Source organism: Myxococcales bacterium (assembly GCA_016699535.1).
GTDB lineage: Bacteria > Myxococcota_A > Polyangia > Polyangiales.
On the sequence record CP064980.1, the window covers coordinates 28,830 to 44,639 of the forward strand.

A 15,810-nucleotide genomic window follows, 5' to 3' on the forward strand; every position below is an offset into this window, starting at 1 on the left:
CTCCTCGGGGGCAAAGCCGCCGAGAAGGGGCGCCGGGGACAGGGACGACGAACGGTGCGTGGTATGGGTAGACGATGCTGGACCCAGCAATCAAGGCCGCGGCGGACGCCGTGCTCCGCGCAGTTCCGATGGAACTCGTGACGCTCTACACGCGATATGCACTGCTCCTGAACGCGCTGGACGTGACGCGGAAGGAGTACGAGAGCCGCGAGTCGGTGACTCTCTCGACGACGATGAACATCCCCGCCGGGTTGCGGCTCCCAGTCGAACCTGATGTTCAGCTCGATCGCGCAGGACTCGTCGAAGCCTACGGCGAGGAACTCCCCGTCGCCTTCTGCAGCGGCTTCCTCGTCGACCTCGTATCGCACTTCGACGCTTGGATGGAGGACGTCTACGAGCAGGTGCTCCCGATCCTAGAGCCCGCGTTGTCAGCGAAGGACATCGAGAGGAAGGTCCGCTCTGCGTGGACCGATTCCGGCGGGATGCCCGCCCTGCGTCGCACGTTTTTGGTGGACCTCGCGCTTCAAGCGCCCGCCGGAAAGATCTCGACGCCAAGCATGGTCTTCGACCGATACGAGGAGATGCGCGAACTCCGTCACGCGGTCATGCACTCCGGCGGCGCGCTCACACAGAAGCACGTCACGAAGCTTCAGGCACTCGGAGCTTCTGTAGCGGCTGGTGCCCCGGCCGGAGCGTCGACCGTTTCGACCGGGCTGGTACCGAGCGGGCTTGCAGTTGGTGCGAAGGTCGTCGTCGGTGCCGGGCAACTACTGGTCCTTCGGCGTTGGGCCTTCGACTCGCTCGCGTACTTCCTCAACTCGTTTCAGGTGTCGTAGCTGCTCACTGCACCAGCTCGAAGAAGTCGTACGTGAGCGTGACCTGCTCGATGACGTTCTCGTCGCTCTCGTTGTCCCACTCGCCGGCGACGAACTTGATCGGCCACGCGCGCGAGAGCGACCAGCGGCGCAGGGTCACGCCGTCGCGGTCCTGCTGCACGACGTCGAGGTTGCGCTTGTAGTTCACGTCGGTGAGCCCGAGGCCGCTCGACGTGATGGCGACGTCCTGGAACCAGTCGAAGAGGTCGCGGTCCTCGGTGGCGCCGCGCTCGAGGGTCACGTCGGAGAACGTGAGGCGGCCGGGGCTCTTGTTCGGGATGAGCGAGCCGCCCTCGAAGTACTGGACGTTCGCGACCTCGACGGACAGCTCGCTGCACTTCTGGAAGCCAGCGTGGCCGACGTCGTCGATCTCGACGATGAACTTGAACTTCTTGTGGAAGCTGCGCGGGTTGCCGATGACGGTCATGGGTTAGCTCCTCCTCACACGCCCGCCGCAGCCAGCTCGGCCTCGAGGGCCCGCGTGTCCTGGCTGATGCGAAGGATGATGAACTCGGCCGGCTTGTTCGTGGCGAGGCCCACCCGAGCGATGAGCTGGCCGGCGAAGATGACGGTGGGGGTGTTCAGCTGGTCGGAGACGTCGACGAAGAAGGCCTTGGCCGGCTCTCGCGAGCGGAACGCCCCGTTGTTCATCTGCGCGAGGAGGAACGCCGTGATCGTGCGCCGCACCTGCGCGCGGAGCCCCTCGGTGTTGTTCTTGTGCCGCGCGAACTCGAGCCCCTGCTTGAGACTTCGCTCGATGAAGATCACGCCTCGACGCTCGGCGATGTACGGGAAGTTGCCGTCCCCCTTGAGCGTGCGCGAGCCGTCGATGTAGCGCGGCAGCCCGGGCCCCGTGGTGAGCGGGTTGATGCGGTGCGGGTACACGAGGTCGCGCTTGCGCTCCTCGAGCACCTCGTCCGTCTCGAAGCCGAGCACGCCGAACATGCGCCCGGCGTCGATCCCCGCGGGCGGGTCGTAGACGCCGCCAGGGCGCGCGGAGTCGGTGCGCGAGTAGACGCCGGCGACGATGCCCGAGGGCGGGACGACGAGCTGCTCGGACGACCCGAAGACGCTCTTGGCCGGGTTGAGCACCTTCACGCGGGGCCAGTAGACGGCCGCGAACTCCGAGAGGTTCTCGAGCGACGCCGTCGTCGCGACGTAGGTCACGATGTCCGTCGCGCTCTGGTTCGCCGGAGGGTCCAGCACCGCGAAGACGGCGCCGTCGCGGTCCACCTCGGCGTAGCGGACCATCGCGTTGTGGACCGCCGGCGTGGCGCGCCCCGGCACGAGCAGCAGCGTCAGCTCCTGCACCTGGTCGAGCGCGTGGAGCCCGGTCTTGCCCACGTCGGAGCCGATGAAGTCGTTGTCGTCGAGCCCGACGAGACCGTCACCGCCGCCAGCCAGCGAGACGGTCTGCGGGGGCGGCACCGGCATGCCGACGAGGAGCTGGTCGATCGCGCGCACGTAGAGCGAGCCCGTGCGCGGGTCGTTCACGACGCGGTCCACGTAGCGGGCGTCGTCGGGGTTCATCGAGACGTTCGGGAAGGCCTCGCGGTAGACGCCGTCCTCGACGACGAGGAGGTCGAACGCGGTCGGCGAGCCGTTGGTCGCGGCTCGGACCTCGGCGTCGATCCGGTTCGCGTACGCGCCGGGGTCCTTGCCCTCGACGCGCACCGCGTTGGCGGTGCCGGAGGCCGCGCCCGTGTGAAGCGTCGTGTCGAGCCCGAACGCCGCAGCCGTCGCTGCGCGCGCCTGCACGCTCGCGGCCGGGCCGGTGGCGACGGTGCGGACGTCGAGCACGCCGCCGATGCCGGGCGCGACCACGACGGTCGGCATCGCCGCCTCGACGACGGTCTTCACTTCGAAGACGTCCACGGCGCGGAGGTTCGCGACGTTGCCGCCGCCCACCGACGCGGCGCCAGGGAACGCCAGGACGGCGTTCGCGGTGCCGCCCGTGACCTGCACTCGGCTCGAGGTGCCCTCGGTGTCGCTCGCGAGGCGGACGATGCCGCCCGGCGTCGTGGCGCGCCCTCCGACGATGACGGCGTTGATCGCCGCCGCGACCTCGGTCGCCGTGGCGTTGATGATGTCGGCGAAGTCCGCCGACGAGAATGCGACCGCCTGCTCGAGGCCGTTGTCGACCCGGAGGAGCAGCGTCATGCCGTCGGCGAGCGCGTACGGGCCTGCGCCGCCTGCGGCCATGGCGGCCGCCGAGCCGTTGAAGACGGCATCCACGTCGGCGCCGCCATCCACGGCGAGACGGATCAGGTCGCCGTCGACGAGCACGAAGGGACCCGCGGCGGCGCCGAGCAGCACGCCCGGCGTGGGGCCACCACCAGCCACGAGGAAGCCGGCAGCGCGCACGGCGGTGACCGAGGCGGGCGTGGCGACGTCGGTGTAGTGCGCCGTGCGGACCACCCAGAGCTGGCTGCCGCCGTTCTCGAAGAAGCCCATCGCGGCCAGCGCGAGGTCCGAGTCGGGCGTGAAGCCGCCGAACTTCGTCTGGAACTCGTCGAACGACGAGCAAAGCACGGCCTGCCCGATGGGCCCGCGCTCGGTGAGCCCGACCGCACCCGCGACGGACGTGGGAGCCGAGGGGATGCCGCGAACCTTCGGCTCCTCCTCGACGATGACGACCTTGGACGACAGGAGCTGTCCGCTCACGGTGCACCTCGCTTCTTCTTGGCCCTGCTGACGTCAGGGGGACGGCTGGCCTCGGGAGCCGAGGTCGGCGTGGGAGTCGTGGAGGGCGCGGGCCGCGTGGGCTCCGCGACGTGGCGCTTCACGGCGAGCTCGCCGCGCCGGACGGCGCGCACCACGTCGGGAACGGCGAGCACGGCGTCGTCGAGCGCGGGGCTCGTCACGCCCGTGGCGAGCGTGAGCGAGCGCGGGGTGCGCCGGGGAGCGCGGCCCTGCTCGACGTCGCAGGCGCACTCGCCGAGCGCCTTGCAGTACGTCTCGTGGGCCAGGACGAAGACCTGGCAGCGGTTGCTCGTGTTCGTGAGCGAGACGGTCACGGGGCACCTCCTGCGAACGGCTGCGTCTGCAGCTGCGGGTCGGTGACGGCCTTGCCGAGGTCGAGCGGTAGCCCCTCGTCGACGTCGAAGCCGCGCACGACGAAGCCGCAGGTGAAGGCGCGGACGTCGTCCTTGCCCCCGAGCTGGGTGCGGAACTCGCCATCGGCGTCCAGCTCCCAGCGCGCGACGCCGCGGGCTGCATCGTTCGGATCGCGGGGAAGCTCGAGCCAGCGGTTCCGATTCAGGAACGTCGCCACCGCGGCCATGAGGTTGAACAGCTCGGCGGTGCGCTCCGAAGCGGCGGTCAGCGTGAAGACGAGGTCCACCGTGTACGGCGGCTTGCGGCGCACCAGCTCGGGGCCCGAGGAGCCGGCGACCACGTCTTCGTGGGGAACGTTGGCCGAGTAGAAGCGATTCGGACGCAGCGTCGGGCCGGAGAGCACGAGCGAGGGCACCTTCGCCATCGCGATGACGCTGAGCCCGTCGATGACGGTGTCGTCGTAGTCGACCGAGACGGTGGCGCTCACGTTGGCGAGCACCTGCCGCTTCAGCTCGCGGAGCAGCTGGCGGACGATGCGGGTGAGGTCTGCTTCCCGGGCGACGGTGGCGCGCGCGAAGCGGTAGGCCCCGGCGAGCAGCACGGACTCCCCCGCGATCGGCACCTCGCTCGCGTCGAGGTTCTGCAGCTCGACGTCGGCGACGCCCGCTTCGTGAGCGGGCGTTCGCACGTCCACGAGGCTGGCACCGGCCTCCTCACGAACGGCAACGATGGTCGCGGCTCGCCCGCCGAAGCGGACGGCCACGCTCGGAGCGAAGCCGGTGCCGACGAGCCGCACGAGGTCGCCGCCGCTGGCGGGACCGGTGCCGGGAGTCGCCGAGGCGAGCGTCGGGATGGCCATCAGACGGGCCCTCCGAAGCCGAGCTGCTGCGCGACCCGCTCGAGGAAGCGACGGCTCGCGCCCTCGCGGAACTTCTCGAACGCGGGTCGCAGGAAGGGGCGCGCAGGTACCTGCACGACGACCACGCCGCGCCCGCTGCCTCCGGTCGGCTCCTTGCCGGCCTGCCGCAGCAGCGCGAACAGGAAGCGCCGCATCTTCGGTGTGATGGGGATGACGACGGGTGGGCCGCCGTACTCGTGGAGCTGTGCGAGATCGACGAGGCTCTCGCCGCCGCTCGAACGGGCCGAGCGCGGGACGCCGATGAAGGCCTCGTCGCCCTCGACGATGACGGTGATGGAGTTGCGGAGGTCGCCGCGAACGAGCAGCGCCTTCGTGCCGCCGAAGCCCTCGAGCTGACGCGCCGCGAGCGTGAGCGGAGCCGGCGGCTTGATGGGCTCGCCGCCCGGCGCTTGGCTCGTGAGCCCCTGGACGATCTCGTTCCGGAGCCCCTGCGCCTCCTGGCGAATGGCCACACCGATGGCCGAGCGCAGGCGCTGCGGTCCAGCTGCAAGCAGCTGCCGCGCGCGAGCCCAGTCACCGGTGCGCATCACCGCCATGGCTCAGACCACTCCCTTCGCGCGCAGGCGCGGCACGTGCTCGTCGAGCCAGCCGAGCGCGACGTGCGTCGCCTCGTTGATGACCGCGCCCTTGCGGATGGACACCGCGGAGAGCGCGAGGGACTTCGCCGCGACGTCCACGTCCTCCGGTCGGCAGCCGTAGTCGCCGAGCACCTCAGCGATGCGGCGCGCGGACGGCGTCGTGCCGTAGCGCCAGAAGTGCAGCTCGAGGTTCGAGCGGTAGGCCTCGGCTTCCCAGCGGGCACGCGCGGCGCGGTCCGCGAGGTACGAGACCTCGAACGAGAGCCCCTCGCGGTCGTGCTGCACGACGTGCTGGTGCTCGTGCACGCAGATGACGACCTGACTCCAGAGGTCCCAGCCGCCTCGCGGCGAGCCGACCTCGAAGGGCGTGTAGATGCGCCGCCCGAGGGTCGTCGTGAAGTTCCGAAGAAAGCGGTCGCGGCTCTGGATGCCAAGGGCGTCGAGCGCCTGCGCGACGAGCTGCATCTCGAACGCGTCGCGCTTGTTCACGACCGTCGTCCGGTAGTGGTCCTGCATGAAGCGCCAGAACGCCCAGACCTCCTCGGGCTGGATGTCGACGAACACCTTGCCCACGACGGGCAGTGACTGGAGGAAGCCCTTCATCGGTCGCTCCCGCCGGCTGCGGCGGCGTCGGCCGCGGGCACGCAGGTGTGGCCGGTGACGCGCCCGTCCTCGGTCGTCTCATCGACGAACGCGCACACGAACGGTGCGCCGCTCTGCTCGCTCACGAGGTCGCAGTCGGCGAGCTCGTGGTACGAGCCGTCCGCGTCGCAGATCTCCGCGACGTTGCCCGAGCACCGCGTCGCGCCCAGCACGCAGTCGTCGATCGGACGGCAGTGCGCGAAGAAGCACGCAGCGAAGACCGAGGCGATGGCACAGCTCTTCATGCGACGCTCCGTGCGGCAGGTCGGTCCTGGAAGGACACGAGGAGGAGGTTTCGGCTCGGGCGCCGCCGGTGGAGTCCGAACCCGATGGACCGCGCCTCGGTCACGTAGAGACCGGGCGGCGTGCGCACGGCCTGCACGAGCGCTCCGTCGAGCGCGTACAGCGCGCCAAGGCGGTCGCTCGGGCGAATGAGGGCATCGCCCGAGGCGGCGTCGACGAGGCCGAGCCGCTCGAGGTCCCTGAAGTGAAAGACCAGATCGAAGCTCGACCTGGGCGTGTTTCCTGAGGTCGCCATACGCAGAGCTTCAAAAGCCTCCGGCTCCACCTGGCAGGGGACGCGGACCGGTGGGTGCTCGCGACGAAAGGGCTCCGCGACGCCATCGTCATCGGCGTCGACCAAGACCGGCTCCTTGAAGTCGGGGTCGTAGCCGCCCGCGAGCGCGCCGGCGCCGTCCGGATCAACCGTCGCCATCGAGGCGGTGTCGAGCCGGTGCAGCTCGGCCAGGAACGGGAAGATGAGGCGGCCGCGCATCACGCCGCTCCGAGCGGCGACGGCCTCACGTAGGGCGCGAGCAGCGCGTCGACCTCCGGGTCGCCGGTGAGCTGGCGAGCGGCCTGCTTCGCGGCGTCGAGCCGGTAGCTCTGGTCGCGCGTTCGCTCCTCGATGATGCGCCAACGACTGCGGGCCTCGAACGAGGCGTCGTCCGCCAGCGGCGCGAGACCTCGGAGGACGAGCAGCAGACAGGCGCGACGGATCGCGAGCGGCGTGCGGCCCTCGGGCGTGCCGTCGTCCTCGGTGAACCCCCAGAGCCCCTCGACGACGACGTTGCCACGGCCTCGGGGGAACACGCGGCAGTGGCGCAGCGTCAGGCGGGGCGCATCGAAGCCGGCCTGCACCGGGGCGCCAACGACCACGAGGTCCTCGAACGCCAGCGACAGCTCGCTGTCGCCGAGGGCGAGGCGATCCACGCGGATGGGCGGTACCGGCGGCTCCACGGACGGTGCCCCGCGACCGTCGAGCCGGTACGTGACGGTGCGTGGCTCGAAGAACCAGCCCGTCACGCGGTCGATGAGCCGCGTCGCCTCGTCGAGCAGCAGCTCGAGGCGTGCATCGCTCGCCGCGGCCGCCGCCACGCCCTCGGCGCGCAGGTCGGCGACCGAGGCGTACACGTCACTCCCGCTCGCGCTTGCCGCGGCGAGCGTCCTTCTCGTCGTCCTTGGCGGCCGGAGCCGCCGCGGTCTTCGGGAGGTCGTCTGTGGTGAGGGCGCCTGCCGAACGAGCGGCCACCACCTTGAGGTCGTCGGTCGCGCTGCGCTTGACCTTCGAGGCCTCGGTCTCGGTTGACTCGAGCACCTTGGCCTCAGCCTCGGTGCACACGTCGAAGGCGGGCGGCGAGTGGCGGTCGCTCGGCACCTCGCGCACAGCGCGCAGGTACTCGGCAACCGGCTTCTCCACGCGGTACCAGCCGCGCTCCTCCTGGAACTTGATGCCGGCGTAGGTGTAGCGCCGGAGCACGTGGCCCCGCCGCGGGTCGAAGGGCTTGAGGCGAACGAGTAGCGTATCCATAGGTTCTCCTCAGCTCAGAGCTGGACGTTGATGGCCTTGGCCACGCCCGGCTCCTCGGCGAACTTCACGTCGAAGCGCAGGGTCGCGACGATCTTCAGCGTGCCCTCCGAAATGTCTCGGTCGGACTCGACTCGGATCTGGCGCCAGATGCCGACGTGGATGTTCTTCGGGTTGCAGAGCAGGATGACGGTCTGGTCGCTGCCGACGCCGAGGTTCTCGGGGAACAGCGGGATCGGTTGCACCGGCACGCCGGAGTAGAGGACCGGCGCATCGCCCTCGAGGAACTTGTCGCCGACGGCGGTGGCGCGCTCCGCGAGCGTGTTGCGGTAGTCGAGGTCCGCGTCGACGCTGGTGAGATAGCGCATCGCGCTCTTGTCGCGCAGGTGCTCGCTCGGCAGCGTCTTCACGAGGTCGCGCAGCAGGTCCTTCGAGATCGGGTTGCCTGCTGCGTCGACGACGTGGCTCGTCGCCTGCTTGAGCACGCCGTCCATCGTCGCGAGGAACGGGTCCGCCGACACGGTGTCGCCGCTGACGAGGACCTCCTCCATGTCGCGGGCGATGGCGTCCGCCATCATCTCCATGATCGTCTGGCGCAGCTCGCCGCGCTCGATGCTGTCCTCGAGCACCTCGTCGGAGAGGCGCACCTCGGCCTTGAACAGCTTGGCATCGAGCTCGACCTGCGAGAGGTCGGGTGCGGCGCGCTGACCGGCCGGGAGCGCGGTCGCCTCCTGCCCGGGCCGCAGGATGCGGGTGCCGAACTTGATCTTCGAGATCTGCTGCTTCGGCGAGGCCATCGGAACGACGGTCGCCTGCTGCATGAGGACGGACTGCTTGATGAGCAGGCGCATGAACTTCTGCGCCTGCGCGGGCTTGAGAATGCCGCCTCCCGCCGTCAGATCGGCGAGCGCGAGGTCGGCCTTCTCCAGGATGGTGCGGTTGTCGAGATAGCTCATGTCGCGGCTCCTTGAGACGGGGAATCAGAGGTCGTGGAAGGAGACCGCCTTGTCGACGTTCTCCCGGTCCTTCGGCTTGTTGAGATCGAGCGGCCATCCCACGTCCTCGACGCTGGCCTTCGACACGTGCTCGGCTGGCGCGGCGCTGTTCGGCAGTCCGAACTGCTTCTCCACGCGGCCGAGGCGCTGCTGCTGTTCCTTCACGGTGTCCGAGAGCGCGCGGAACGAGTCGGCGAGCTTCGAGAGGCTCTCGGCGACAGGCGCGCCGGGCTCGGTGGGTGCGGTGGCGGTGGGGGCCTCGCGCTTCTCCGTCTTCGCCGGGGCGGTCTTGCCGGCGAGCTCGGCGAGACGCGAGAGCGCCTGCTTGGCTGCGGCGACGTCGCTCGCGAAGGTGCTCGTGCCAGCGGGCTTCGCGGGGTCTTCGGTCTTCGCGCGCGCCTGCACGTCGGCCGGCGCGTTCGGGTCGACGGCGTCGCTCGGAGCCGCGAAGCCGGTTCGCTCCAAGATCTGCTCGGCGGTGGCGCGCAGCTGCTCGGCGAGCAGCGAGGCGCAGGTCGTTGCTGTCGGCGCCCAGGGAGCCGAGCAGCTCGACGATGGCCGTGAGGCTCTCGAGCGCGGCCAGCGCGGCCCCGAGCGGCGAACCATCGGTTACCGTCCACGTTGCGTCTGCGGACGGCGTCATCGAGGCATCGGCGCCGTCCGTGGTGGCCTTCTCGGCCGGGGTGTTGTCGTCCATGGCGTCATCCCTCTTCACGATGAGAAAGCGGTGCTTGTTGGCGGCGCGGTCGACGAGGGAGACCTCCTCGACGACCATGTCGATGAGCCGGTGCACGCCGTCGGCGCCCTCGGCCTTGTTGATCCGGTTCGTCATGCGGCCTCCGTCTGCGGCTGGGCGTCAGGCGTCGCGGGCGGCGGTGCCGGCGCCGGTGCGGGCTCGGGGACCCGGCGCGCCGAGCCGCCGATCGAGAAGCCGGTGAGGTCGCCGCTCTTCACGCGGTCCCACAGCTCGTCGGAGAGCACGCGCACCGCGAGCATCCAGGTGCCCTTGCGCACGGTGAGCTCGCCGATCGTGAAGTCGGTGGGCGCGAGGTAGCTCTCGAGCACCTTCACCTGGTCGTTCACCCGGAGCCGGTGCATCAGCCCGAGCCCGCCGAACTCCTCCATGAAGCGATGGGCGGCGGCGCGGATCTCCTCGGTCGAGTAGATGTCGCCCTGCGCGTCGACGACCTCGGGCTCCAGCACGATGCCGAGCACGTAACGCTCGTCGTTCGGATCGAGGCCCTTCACGAGCTGGGTCGTCTTGTCGAAGACCAGCGCGTCGAGGCTCGGATCGAGCGGCAGGTGCTCGCACTTGGCGACAAGCTCGAAGTCCTCGGCCTTGCGCACCGGGTAGTTGGCGACGAAGAGGCGCATCGCCTGCTTCACGCCGCCGCGGCCCGAAGCCTCGCGGACCTTGAGACGGAAGACGTGGCCGACCCGCTTGAAGGCCGCGACGTTCTCGGGCGTCGGGTTCAGGACCGCGATGAACTTGCCGCGCACCTTCGAGAGCGCGTCGACGAACTGCTCGAGGTCGATGACGTTGTCCTTGTCGAACCACTCGCCCGGGTACGGCGGGTCGATGAAGAAGAACGTGTCGGGCGAGTCGTAGGCCTTGAGCGTCTTTCGGTAGTCCTGCCGAAGCACCGTGACGTCCTTCAGCCGCTCGGCGGCCTTCAGGTACTTCTCCGGGTTCGTTGTGGAGCCGAGGTGCTGCTGCGCCGGGTGCGTGCCGTCGGGGCGACAGTCGCGGGCGTGCGTGCGGACGAAGACGAGCTTGTAGAAGCGCGCGACGTCGTCCTTCGGCGCCATGTCGCGCGCCTTGAGGAAGCTCTCCTCGGTGACGGTCCACTCGAAGCGGCGCCGCAGCTCCTCGATGCGCTCGGGCGTCATCGCCTTGATGCTCCGATGGAGGAACACGACGTCGTCGTCGAGGTCCGCGAGCACCTCCTTCTCGCTCGGCTCCTTCGCGTGCAGCACCGCCGCCGCGCCCGCGAAGGGCTCGACGTAGGTCTTGTGCGCCGGGATGAGCGGCACGATGCGCTTGGCGTAGTGGAACGAGCCGCCGAAGGTGCCGAAGGGCTGGGCCTTCTCGAGCTCGTCCGCGTCGGTCTCGACGACGCCGTCCCAGTCCTCGATGACGACGCTCTCGTCGAGCCCCTTGAGCGTGGGCTCGTAGTTCGCGACGAGCAGCTGCGTGAGCACCGACGAGCCGCCAACGCCGCGCATGGCGGCGATGGTGCGCGGGGTCCGGATCCGCTTCGTCCAGAAGCCGGAGTCCTTCACCATCGCGGGGAACTTCCCGCGGATGCCGTAGGTGATGAGGAACTTGCCCTTGAGCGACTTGAGGAGCTTGAAGAAGCGCTCCTCGTCGAAGTCCGACTCGCCGACGTCGACGTTGTAGCCGGGGTACGGCGGATCGAGGAAGAAGACCGTGTCCTTCGAGTCGTACTTGCGGACGACCTTCTCGTAGTCGCCGCCGTACACCTTCACGCGCTTCAGGCGCGGCGCGAACTGCTCGATGCGCTTGATGGTCTTGGCTTCGACTCCGACGACCGACGGGCTGAAGCTGCGCCCGCGCATCTTCCCGTAGGAGAAGTGCGTCAGGTACAGGAAGCGGTGCAGGCGCTCGACGTCGTCCTCGGGCTCGACATCGAGCAGCCCCTTGAACGTCTTCTCGTCGCCGGTCCACGGCAGCTTCTTCAACCGCTCGAGGTCGGCGGTCGTGAGCTTCTTGAGGAGCCGGTAGGCGTCGGCGATCTCCGGGTCAGCGTCGTTGATGACCTCGACGTCGGAGGGCTCCTTCGCGAACAGCACCGCGGCGCTGCCGGCGAAGGGCTCGACGTAGGTCTTGTGGGCGGGGAGCATCGCCACGAGCCGCTGCGCGATGCGCTTCTTGCCCGCGGGCGAGCCCCAGATGGTCTTCTCGACCGGCTCGCCCTGGCTCGCCGCGAGGACGCGACGGGCGTAAGCGATGGCCGCCTCGCGTCGGTCACGCATCGCGCAGCGCCTCCGGGTCGGAGCCCCAGAGCGGGTCCTTCGTGGTGGGTGCGTTCAGGTCCCGCGGCCAGACCACGGGCTCGTCGCGCTTCTGCTCCCGCGACGGCGCGGACGGAGCCTTGCCGTTCCCCTGGTCCGGGGCGGGGCTCTCTGGCTCGCGCGGCTTCGCAGTCTCGGGCATGCGTCGACCTCCGCTGGGGGCAAAGCAGCCGCCCGGAGGAAGCGGGGACACGTGCTCACACGACCGCGAGCGTCGTGGTGCGACAGAGGCCGTGGTACGGCGGGAAGCCGATGCCGACCTCGCGAAGGGCGCCATCGGAGGCCAGCGCCCGGAAGTCGCCCCGATCATCGCGGGTGCCGAAGGCCGACCGGGTCACCTCGGCGAGCGGGGTCCGGCCGGCGCCGCCGTCGACGTAGAGCCGCGTCCGTCCGGTCTCGGGGTCGAGGCTCTCGCGCACCCACGGCAGCTCACGCTTGATGTCCTCAGGCTGCTCCAGCCGCTCGACCCGCTCGAAGCGCTGGAGGGCGTCGGCCACGGCGAAGCTCTTGCCGTGCAGGTAGCGGCAGATGTGCGTCGTGCGCTCGTCCAGCACCGCCTCGATGACGTAGCGCTGGATGCCGGCCTCGGCGTAGCTGCTCATCTGGGCGAACGAGCGCCCCTGGCCCATGAACGAGCTCGCGACCACCTCCCAGTAGAACGGCGCCCTTTCGACGAGCGCCGCCCGAGCCGCACGCTCGAGGTCGGCCGCGATGTCGTCCCGTCCGAGACCCTGCTCGAGCCCGGCCGCGACGATCCTGCGTGCCTCCTCGCCGAGTCCCTCGACGCGGCGACCGTACTCGTCGCGCACGAAGTTGCCCTGAGAACTGACGACGTGGGTGACGACGCGCCGGTCGAGGGCGTTGAAGTCGGCGGCGATGGCCAGCCCCTGCTGTCGCCGGGCCTGCGTTCGAGTCGCCGCCACCACCGACTCGGCCGCGTCGCCGAGCGGCACCTGAATGCGCGCGGGGATGATGGCCGTCGCCCGGCCCGCGGCTGCAATCGCCTCGGAGACCAGCCGGCGCCTCTCGGCTGCGGTCGTGCGCGGCCAGTCGATGTCGAGGACAGCCATCGCGTCGCGAACCGCGTCCACATCGGCGCGCCCGGTGGCCCGCCGCAGGCGGGCGGCGAGGAGCGCGACGGCGCGATCGAACCCGCCCGGTGTTCCGAGGTTGATCGCCTTCCCGAGCGGCAGCCGCAGGTAGTCGCCGAGCAGCTCGTCGGCGGCGATCCGGGCCTCATGCACGACCAGGAGCCGGTCAGCGGTAGCGGACGTTCCGCACATCGGCGTCCTCCTCGAGCCGCAGCTCGCCGTGGCTCAGGTGCAGGAGCACCCGGCAGAAGGTGCAGCGCACCGCCCGCGAGAACGTGAGGTCGCCCGGGTCCGGCTCCTCGTCGATGTCGAGCCCCGCGTCACCGTTGAGCGCCGGGGTGACGAAGCCGCAGCGGGGACAACACACGTGGTAGCCGACAAGCAGACCGCCGCGGTCCTGCGGCACGCGCCGCACCTCGCCGCGCTCGAGCCGGCATGGGCGCTTGGTGGACGGCACGATCCTCACAGCCCGCCTCCGACCACCAGCGGGCCTCGTCGGCGAGCGCGCACCTCGACCCCAGCCTCGCTCGGCGAGAACACGACCTCGTGGCTCGACGCGCAGCGGTCGCAGAGCGCGAAGACGAGGAGGCCGTTCCGCCAGAGCGTGGTCGTCTCGTCGAGAGCCGCGTGCCTCCGGCACATGCGGCACTCGATGACGCCGCGCTCGGCGTCGAGCTGCGCTTGCTGCACCCACGCCCGCTGCAGCTCAGGTCGCATCGCGCGCCTCGCCGAACCAGGCGTCGAACTCCTCGCGGGGAACCTTCACGTGCTCGACGTCGAGGTACCGCCGCGCAAGGTCGAGGCGACCGTGGGCGAGGCGCTCCTCCTCTGCGCGGAGGTCTTCGCGGAGCGCGAGCAGCTGCTTCGCGCTCGGGAGCAGCGCGTCGGGCCCCGAGGCCTTCGGCTTGAGGTCCTCGACGCCCGTCTGGATGCCGGCGAGCGTCAGCGTGATCGGCCGCTTGGTCCAGTCGTCGCCGATCTTGCGGAACTCCCGGTTGAAGATGTCGCCGGCGAGCAGGCGCCCTTCCTCGGGCGTGAGCACACCAACGCGCACGAGCCGCTCGACCATCTCCGTCATGCGCTCGGGGTCGCGCGTGACCGGGGTCTGCGAGCGGAACCGCCAGAAGCGCAGGCCCATGTCGGCGAGCACCTTGCGGTTCATCAGGAAGTCGAACTCGTCGCGCTCGGGCTGAAAGACCTGGTCCTCGGCGAAGCGCAGCGCGCTCTCGGCCGTCGCGCGGTTGAAGTCCTTGCTCTCGCCGCGCAAGAGGCGCGGGAGGCGGAACGAGCTGCCGACCTTGTCGATGTTCCGCTCGTCGTAGAGCTGAAAGAGCGCGTCGTGCTGCTGGGCGTCCGTCAGCGGGCGCAGTTCGATCTTCGCGCGGCCCCCATCGCCGGTGCCGCCGCCGTCCGCCTCGAGGATCAGGATCTTGTGGAAGTTCGCCTTGCCCTTGAGGTTCTCGTCGATGAACCGCTCGATGCGTGGCACCGAGGCGTCCGAGAGCCGGCCGCCGGAGACAAGCAGCGCGAGCGGCGGCACGCTCTTGTTCTCGAAGTAGAGGTAGTTGACCTCCTCCATCTGGCGCGAGCCCAGCACCGACAGGAGCGTGCCCACCCAGCGCGGCACTCCATAGGGCGAGCGCGGCGAGTGGATCGCGAAGTGGAGCAGCTCGGTCGCGGGCCCGTCGTCGGCCTGCGCCGCCTTGAGCGCGGCGATGTCCGGGAAGACGCGGCCCGTGGAGCGGGAGACGACGCGCGGGTCACCGAAGGACTTGAAGTACACCCGCTCGGCGCCCTGGATCTGCACGTAGCGACGGAGCCGGCGCCGGGCGCTGACCGTGTCGAAGCTGATCGTGGAGACGCGGACGCGCTCGCGGACCTCGACAGCCTCTCGATCGAGCGGCAGCAGGCGCACCGTGTACGACGGCACGTAGACGAAGCGCGCGAGGTCGCCCTTGCCGTCGCGCAGCACCTCCCAGAACGCGTTGCCCGTCACCTCGAGGTCCTGGCGCGTGCGACGCCGGAGATCGACGAAGGAGTGGTCGAAGCAGCAGAAGTCGAAGAACGAGTCGAGCCGCGCCCGCTCGACCCGGGCGGCCTGGCGCAGCTCTGTGAAGCGCGCGGCCACCTCCTCTGCCGGCGGCGTGAGCGGCGTCCCCTCGGGCAGCGTGCCGGCGTCGCGCGCGGCGATGCGTTCGAGCATCAGCGCGTCGGACACCTTCTGCCGCGCGTCCTCGGCGTCGAAGTCGATGGCCGGCTCGAAGCGGTAGCCGAAGCCGTCGATGTTGGTCGCGTACGAGTCGACGTTCTGACGGAGCGAGTTCGAGTGCTCGACGAGGAGGCACAGCGCCTCGGGGTCGTAGGGCGGCTGCAGCGCGCCGGCCGCGACGAAGGCGGTCGACACCTCTTCGCCGCCTGGACGGCTCGCCGGGTCCTGCACCCGGGCGCCGACCACCACGGCCTTTAGGATGGTCTGGAGGTTGCGATCGGCCTCGTGGATCGCGTCGGGGCTCGTCACCGGCCCGCCTCCGCGTAGGCGACGAGCCCAGTCGGCGTGAACGACACGGCGCGCGCCCGCTGGCCACGCTTCGCGAGGTGGTCATGCGCGGCGGCGAGCAGCCCGTCCTCGGTGCGCGCCTCGAGCTCGACCTCGGGGCCGGGCTCGGGCGGCGTGCCCGGGGGCTTGCCTGCTGGGATGACGAAGATCTTGAGGGTGCGCCGCATGGTGGACTCCGCAAAACAGCGGAGGCGAGGCGCTTGGCCAGCCTGCGAGGAGGCAGTCCACCTGGGCACCGAGCAGCTGGACCGCG

The 15,810-nt window shown here is 70.3% G+C and carries 17 protein-coding genes and 2 pseudogenes; 1 reads left to right on the forward strand and 18 read right to left on the reverse strand.

Translation table 11 applies throughout. The features are described from left to right. Positions 1-74: 74 nt before the first annotated feature. Entirely contained in the window at positions 75-836 is a 762-nt protein-coding gene (locus IPJ88_00195; protein QQR90216.1) for a hypothetical protein, read from the forward strand. Between the two features lie 4 nt (positions 837-840). Here IPJ88_00195 and IPJ88_00200 read toward each other — a convergent pair whose 3' ends face one another. From IPJ88_00200 to IPJ88_00285, 18 genes and pseudogenes are all read right to left on the reverse strand, one after another. Next, positions 841-1,302: a phage tail protein gene (locus tag IPJ88_00200; protein ID QQR90217.1), complete on the reverse strand. Its 462-nt coding sequence runs from the start codon at positions 1,300-1,302 to the stop codon at positions 841-843. Positions 1,303-1,316: 14 nt separating this feature from the next. After that, on the reverse strand, positions 1,317-3,539 hold the full coding sequence (locus IPJ88_00205; GenBank protein QQR90218.1) for a phage tail protein: 2,223 nt from the start codon (positions 3,537-3,539) through the stop codon (positions 1,317-1,319). After that, entirely contained in the window at positions 3,536-3,892 is a 357-nt protein-coding gene (locus tag IPJ88_00210; GenBank protein QQR90219.1) for a hypothetical protein, read from the reverse strand. Before IPJ88_00210 ends, IPJ88_00205 begins: the two co-directional genes overlap by 4 nt. Beyond that, complete coding sequence (locus IPJ88_00215) at positions 3,889-4,791, reverse strand: IPT/TIG domain-containing protein (protein QQR90220.1); 903 nt, start codon at positions 4,789-4,791, stop codon at positions 3,889-3,891. Before IPJ88_00215 ends, IPJ88_00210 begins: the two co-directional genes overlap by 4 nt. After that, positions 4,791-5,387 (reverse strand): hypothetical protein, encoded by a 597-nt coding sequence (locus IPJ88_00220; GenBank protein QQR90221.1) that lies wholly within the window; start codon positions 5,385-5,387, stop codon positions 4,791-4,793. The genes IPJ88_00215 and IPJ88_00220 overlap by 1 nt, the downstream gene beginning before the upstream one ends. A 3-nt stretch (positions 5,388-5,390) precedes the next feature. Continuing rightward, positions 5,391-6,032, reverse strand: a complete 642-nt coding sequence (locus IPJ88_00225; protein ID QQR90222.1) for a hypothetical protein — start codon at positions 6,030-6,032, stop codon at positions 5,391-5,393. Further along, a complete protein-coding gene (locus tag IPJ88_00230; protein QQR91922.1) occupies positions 6,029-6,241 on the reverse strand; it encodes a hypothetical protein in 213 nt (70 codons plus the stop codon). Before IPJ88_00230 ends, IPJ88_00225 begins: the two co-directional genes overlap by 4 nt. 71 nt (positions 6,242-6,312) lie before the next feature. Continuing rightward, positions 6,313-6,846: a hypothetical protein gene (locus IPJ88_00235; protein ID QQR90223.1), complete on the reverse strand. Its 534-nt coding sequence runs from the start codon at positions 6,844-6,846 to the stop codon at positions 6,313-6,315. Beyond that, a complete protein-coding gene (locus IPJ88_00240) occupies positions 6,846-7,484 on the reverse strand; it encodes a hypothetical protein (GenBank protein ID QQR90224.1) in 639 nt (212 codons plus the stop codon). The genes IPJ88_00235 and IPJ88_00240 overlap by 1 nt, the downstream gene beginning before the upstream one ends. A gap of 1 nt (position 7,485) precedes the next feature. Further along, the gene (locus IPJ88_00245) at positions 7,486-7,881 is read right to left on the reverse strand and encodes a hypothetical protein (protein ID QQR90225.1); all 396 of its coding nucleotides are present in this window, start codon (positions 7,879-7,881) and stop codon (positions 7,486-7,488) included. A 94-nt stretch (positions 7,882-7,975) separates the two neighbouring features. Then, a pseudogene (locus IPJ88_00250) lies at positions 7,976-8,834 on the reverse strand (phage major capsid protein). Between the two features lie 24 nt (positions 8,835-8,858). Next, positions 8,859-9,098 (reverse strand): annotated as a pseudogene (locus IPJ88_00255) (hypothetical protein). A 603-nt stretch (positions 9,099-9,701) separates the two neighbouring features. Then, positions 9,702-11,870 carry a DNA adenine methylase gene (locus tag IPJ88_00260; protein QQR90226.1) on the reverse strand — a complete coding sequence of 723 codons (2,169 nt, stop codon included), beginning with the start codon at positions 11,868-11,870 and terminating at the stop codon, positions 9,702-9,704. A gap of 236 nt (positions 11,871-12,106) precedes the next feature. Beyond that, positions 12,107-13,192, reverse strand: coding sequence for a head morphogenesis protein (locus tag IPJ88_00265; GenBank protein QQR90227.1), 1,086 nt, complete (start codon positions 13,190-13,192; stop codon positions 12,107-12,109). Next, the gene (locus IPJ88_00270; protein QQR90228.1) at positions 13,167-13,466 is read right to left on the reverse strand and encodes a hypothetical protein; all 300 of its coding nucleotides are present in this window, start codon (positions 13,464-13,466) and stop codon (positions 13,167-13,169) included. Before IPJ88_00270 ends, IPJ88_00265 begins: the two co-directional genes overlap by 26 nt. Further along, the gene (locus IPJ88_00275) at positions 13,463-13,717 is read right to left on the reverse strand and encodes a hypothetical protein (GenBank protein ID QQR90229.1); all 255 of its coding nucleotides are present in this window, start codon (positions 13,715-13,717) and stop codon (positions 13,463-13,465) included. The genes IPJ88_00270 and IPJ88_00275 overlap by 4 nt, the downstream gene beginning before the upstream one ends. Further along, positions 13,707-15,518: a phage portal protein gene (locus IPJ88_00280; protein QQR90230.1), complete on the reverse strand. Its 1,812-nt coding sequence runs from the start codon at positions 15,516-15,518 to the stop codon at positions 13,707-13,709. The genes IPJ88_00275 and IPJ88_00280 overlap by 11 nt, the downstream gene beginning before the upstream one ends. After that, the gene (locus IPJ88_00285) at positions 15,515-15,724 is read right to left on the reverse strand and encodes a hypothetical protein (protein ID QQR90231.1); all 210 of its coding nucleotides are present in this window, start codon (positions 15,722-15,724) and stop codon (positions 15,515-15,517) included. The genes IPJ88_00280 and IPJ88_00285 overlap by 4 nt, the downstream gene beginning before the upstream one ends. Between the last annotated feature and the right edge of the window lie 86 nt (positions 15,725-15,810).

Bases quoted from the DNA above. Each gene is read 5' to 3' on its own strand.
- IPJ88_00195 (QQR90216.1), top strand. From the start codon at position 75: ATGCTGGACCCAGCAATCAAGGCCGCGGCGGACGCCGTGCTCCGCGCA.
- IPJ88_00200 (QQR90217.1), bottom strand. From the start codon at position 1,302: ATGACCGTCATCGGCAACCCGCGCAGCTTCCACAAGAAGTTCAAGTTC.
- IPJ88_00215 (QQR90220.1), bottom strand. From the start codon at position 4,791: ATGGCCATCCCGACGCTCGCCTCGGCGACTCCCGGCACCGGTCCCGCC.
- IPJ88_00220 (QQR90221.1), bottom strand. From the start codon at position 5,387: ATGGCGGTGATGCGCACCGGTGACTGGGCTCGCGCGCGGCAGCTGCTT.
- IPJ88_00225 (QQR90222.1), bottom strand. From the start codon at position 6,032: ATGAAGGGCTTCCTCCAGTCACTGCCCGTCGTGGGCAAGGTGTTCGTC.
- IPJ88_00235 (QQR90223.1), bottom strand. From the start codon at position 6,846: ATGCGCGGCCGCCTCATCTTCCCGTTCCTGGCCGAGCTGCACCGGCTC.
- IPJ88_00245 (QQR90225.1), bottom strand. From the start codon at position 7,881: ATGGATACGCTACTCGTTCGCCTCAAGCCCTTCGACCCGCGGCGGGGC.
- IPJ88_00260 (QQR90226.1), bottom strand. From the start codon at position 11,870: ATGCGTGACCGACGCGAGGCGGCCATCGCTTACGCCCGTCGCGTCCTC.
- IPJ88_00265 (QQR90227.1), bottom strand. From the start codon at position 13,192: ATGTGCGGAACGTCCGCTACCGCTGACCGGCTCCTGGTCGTGCATGAG.
- IPJ88_00275 (QQR90229.1), bottom strand. From the start codon at position 13,717: ATGCGACCTGAGCTGCAGCGGGCGTGGGTGCAGCAAGCGCAGCTCGAC.
- IPJ88_00285 (QQR90231.1), bottom strand. From the start codon at position 15,724: ATGCGGCGCACCCTCAAGATCTTCGTCATCCCAGCAGGCAAGCCCCCG.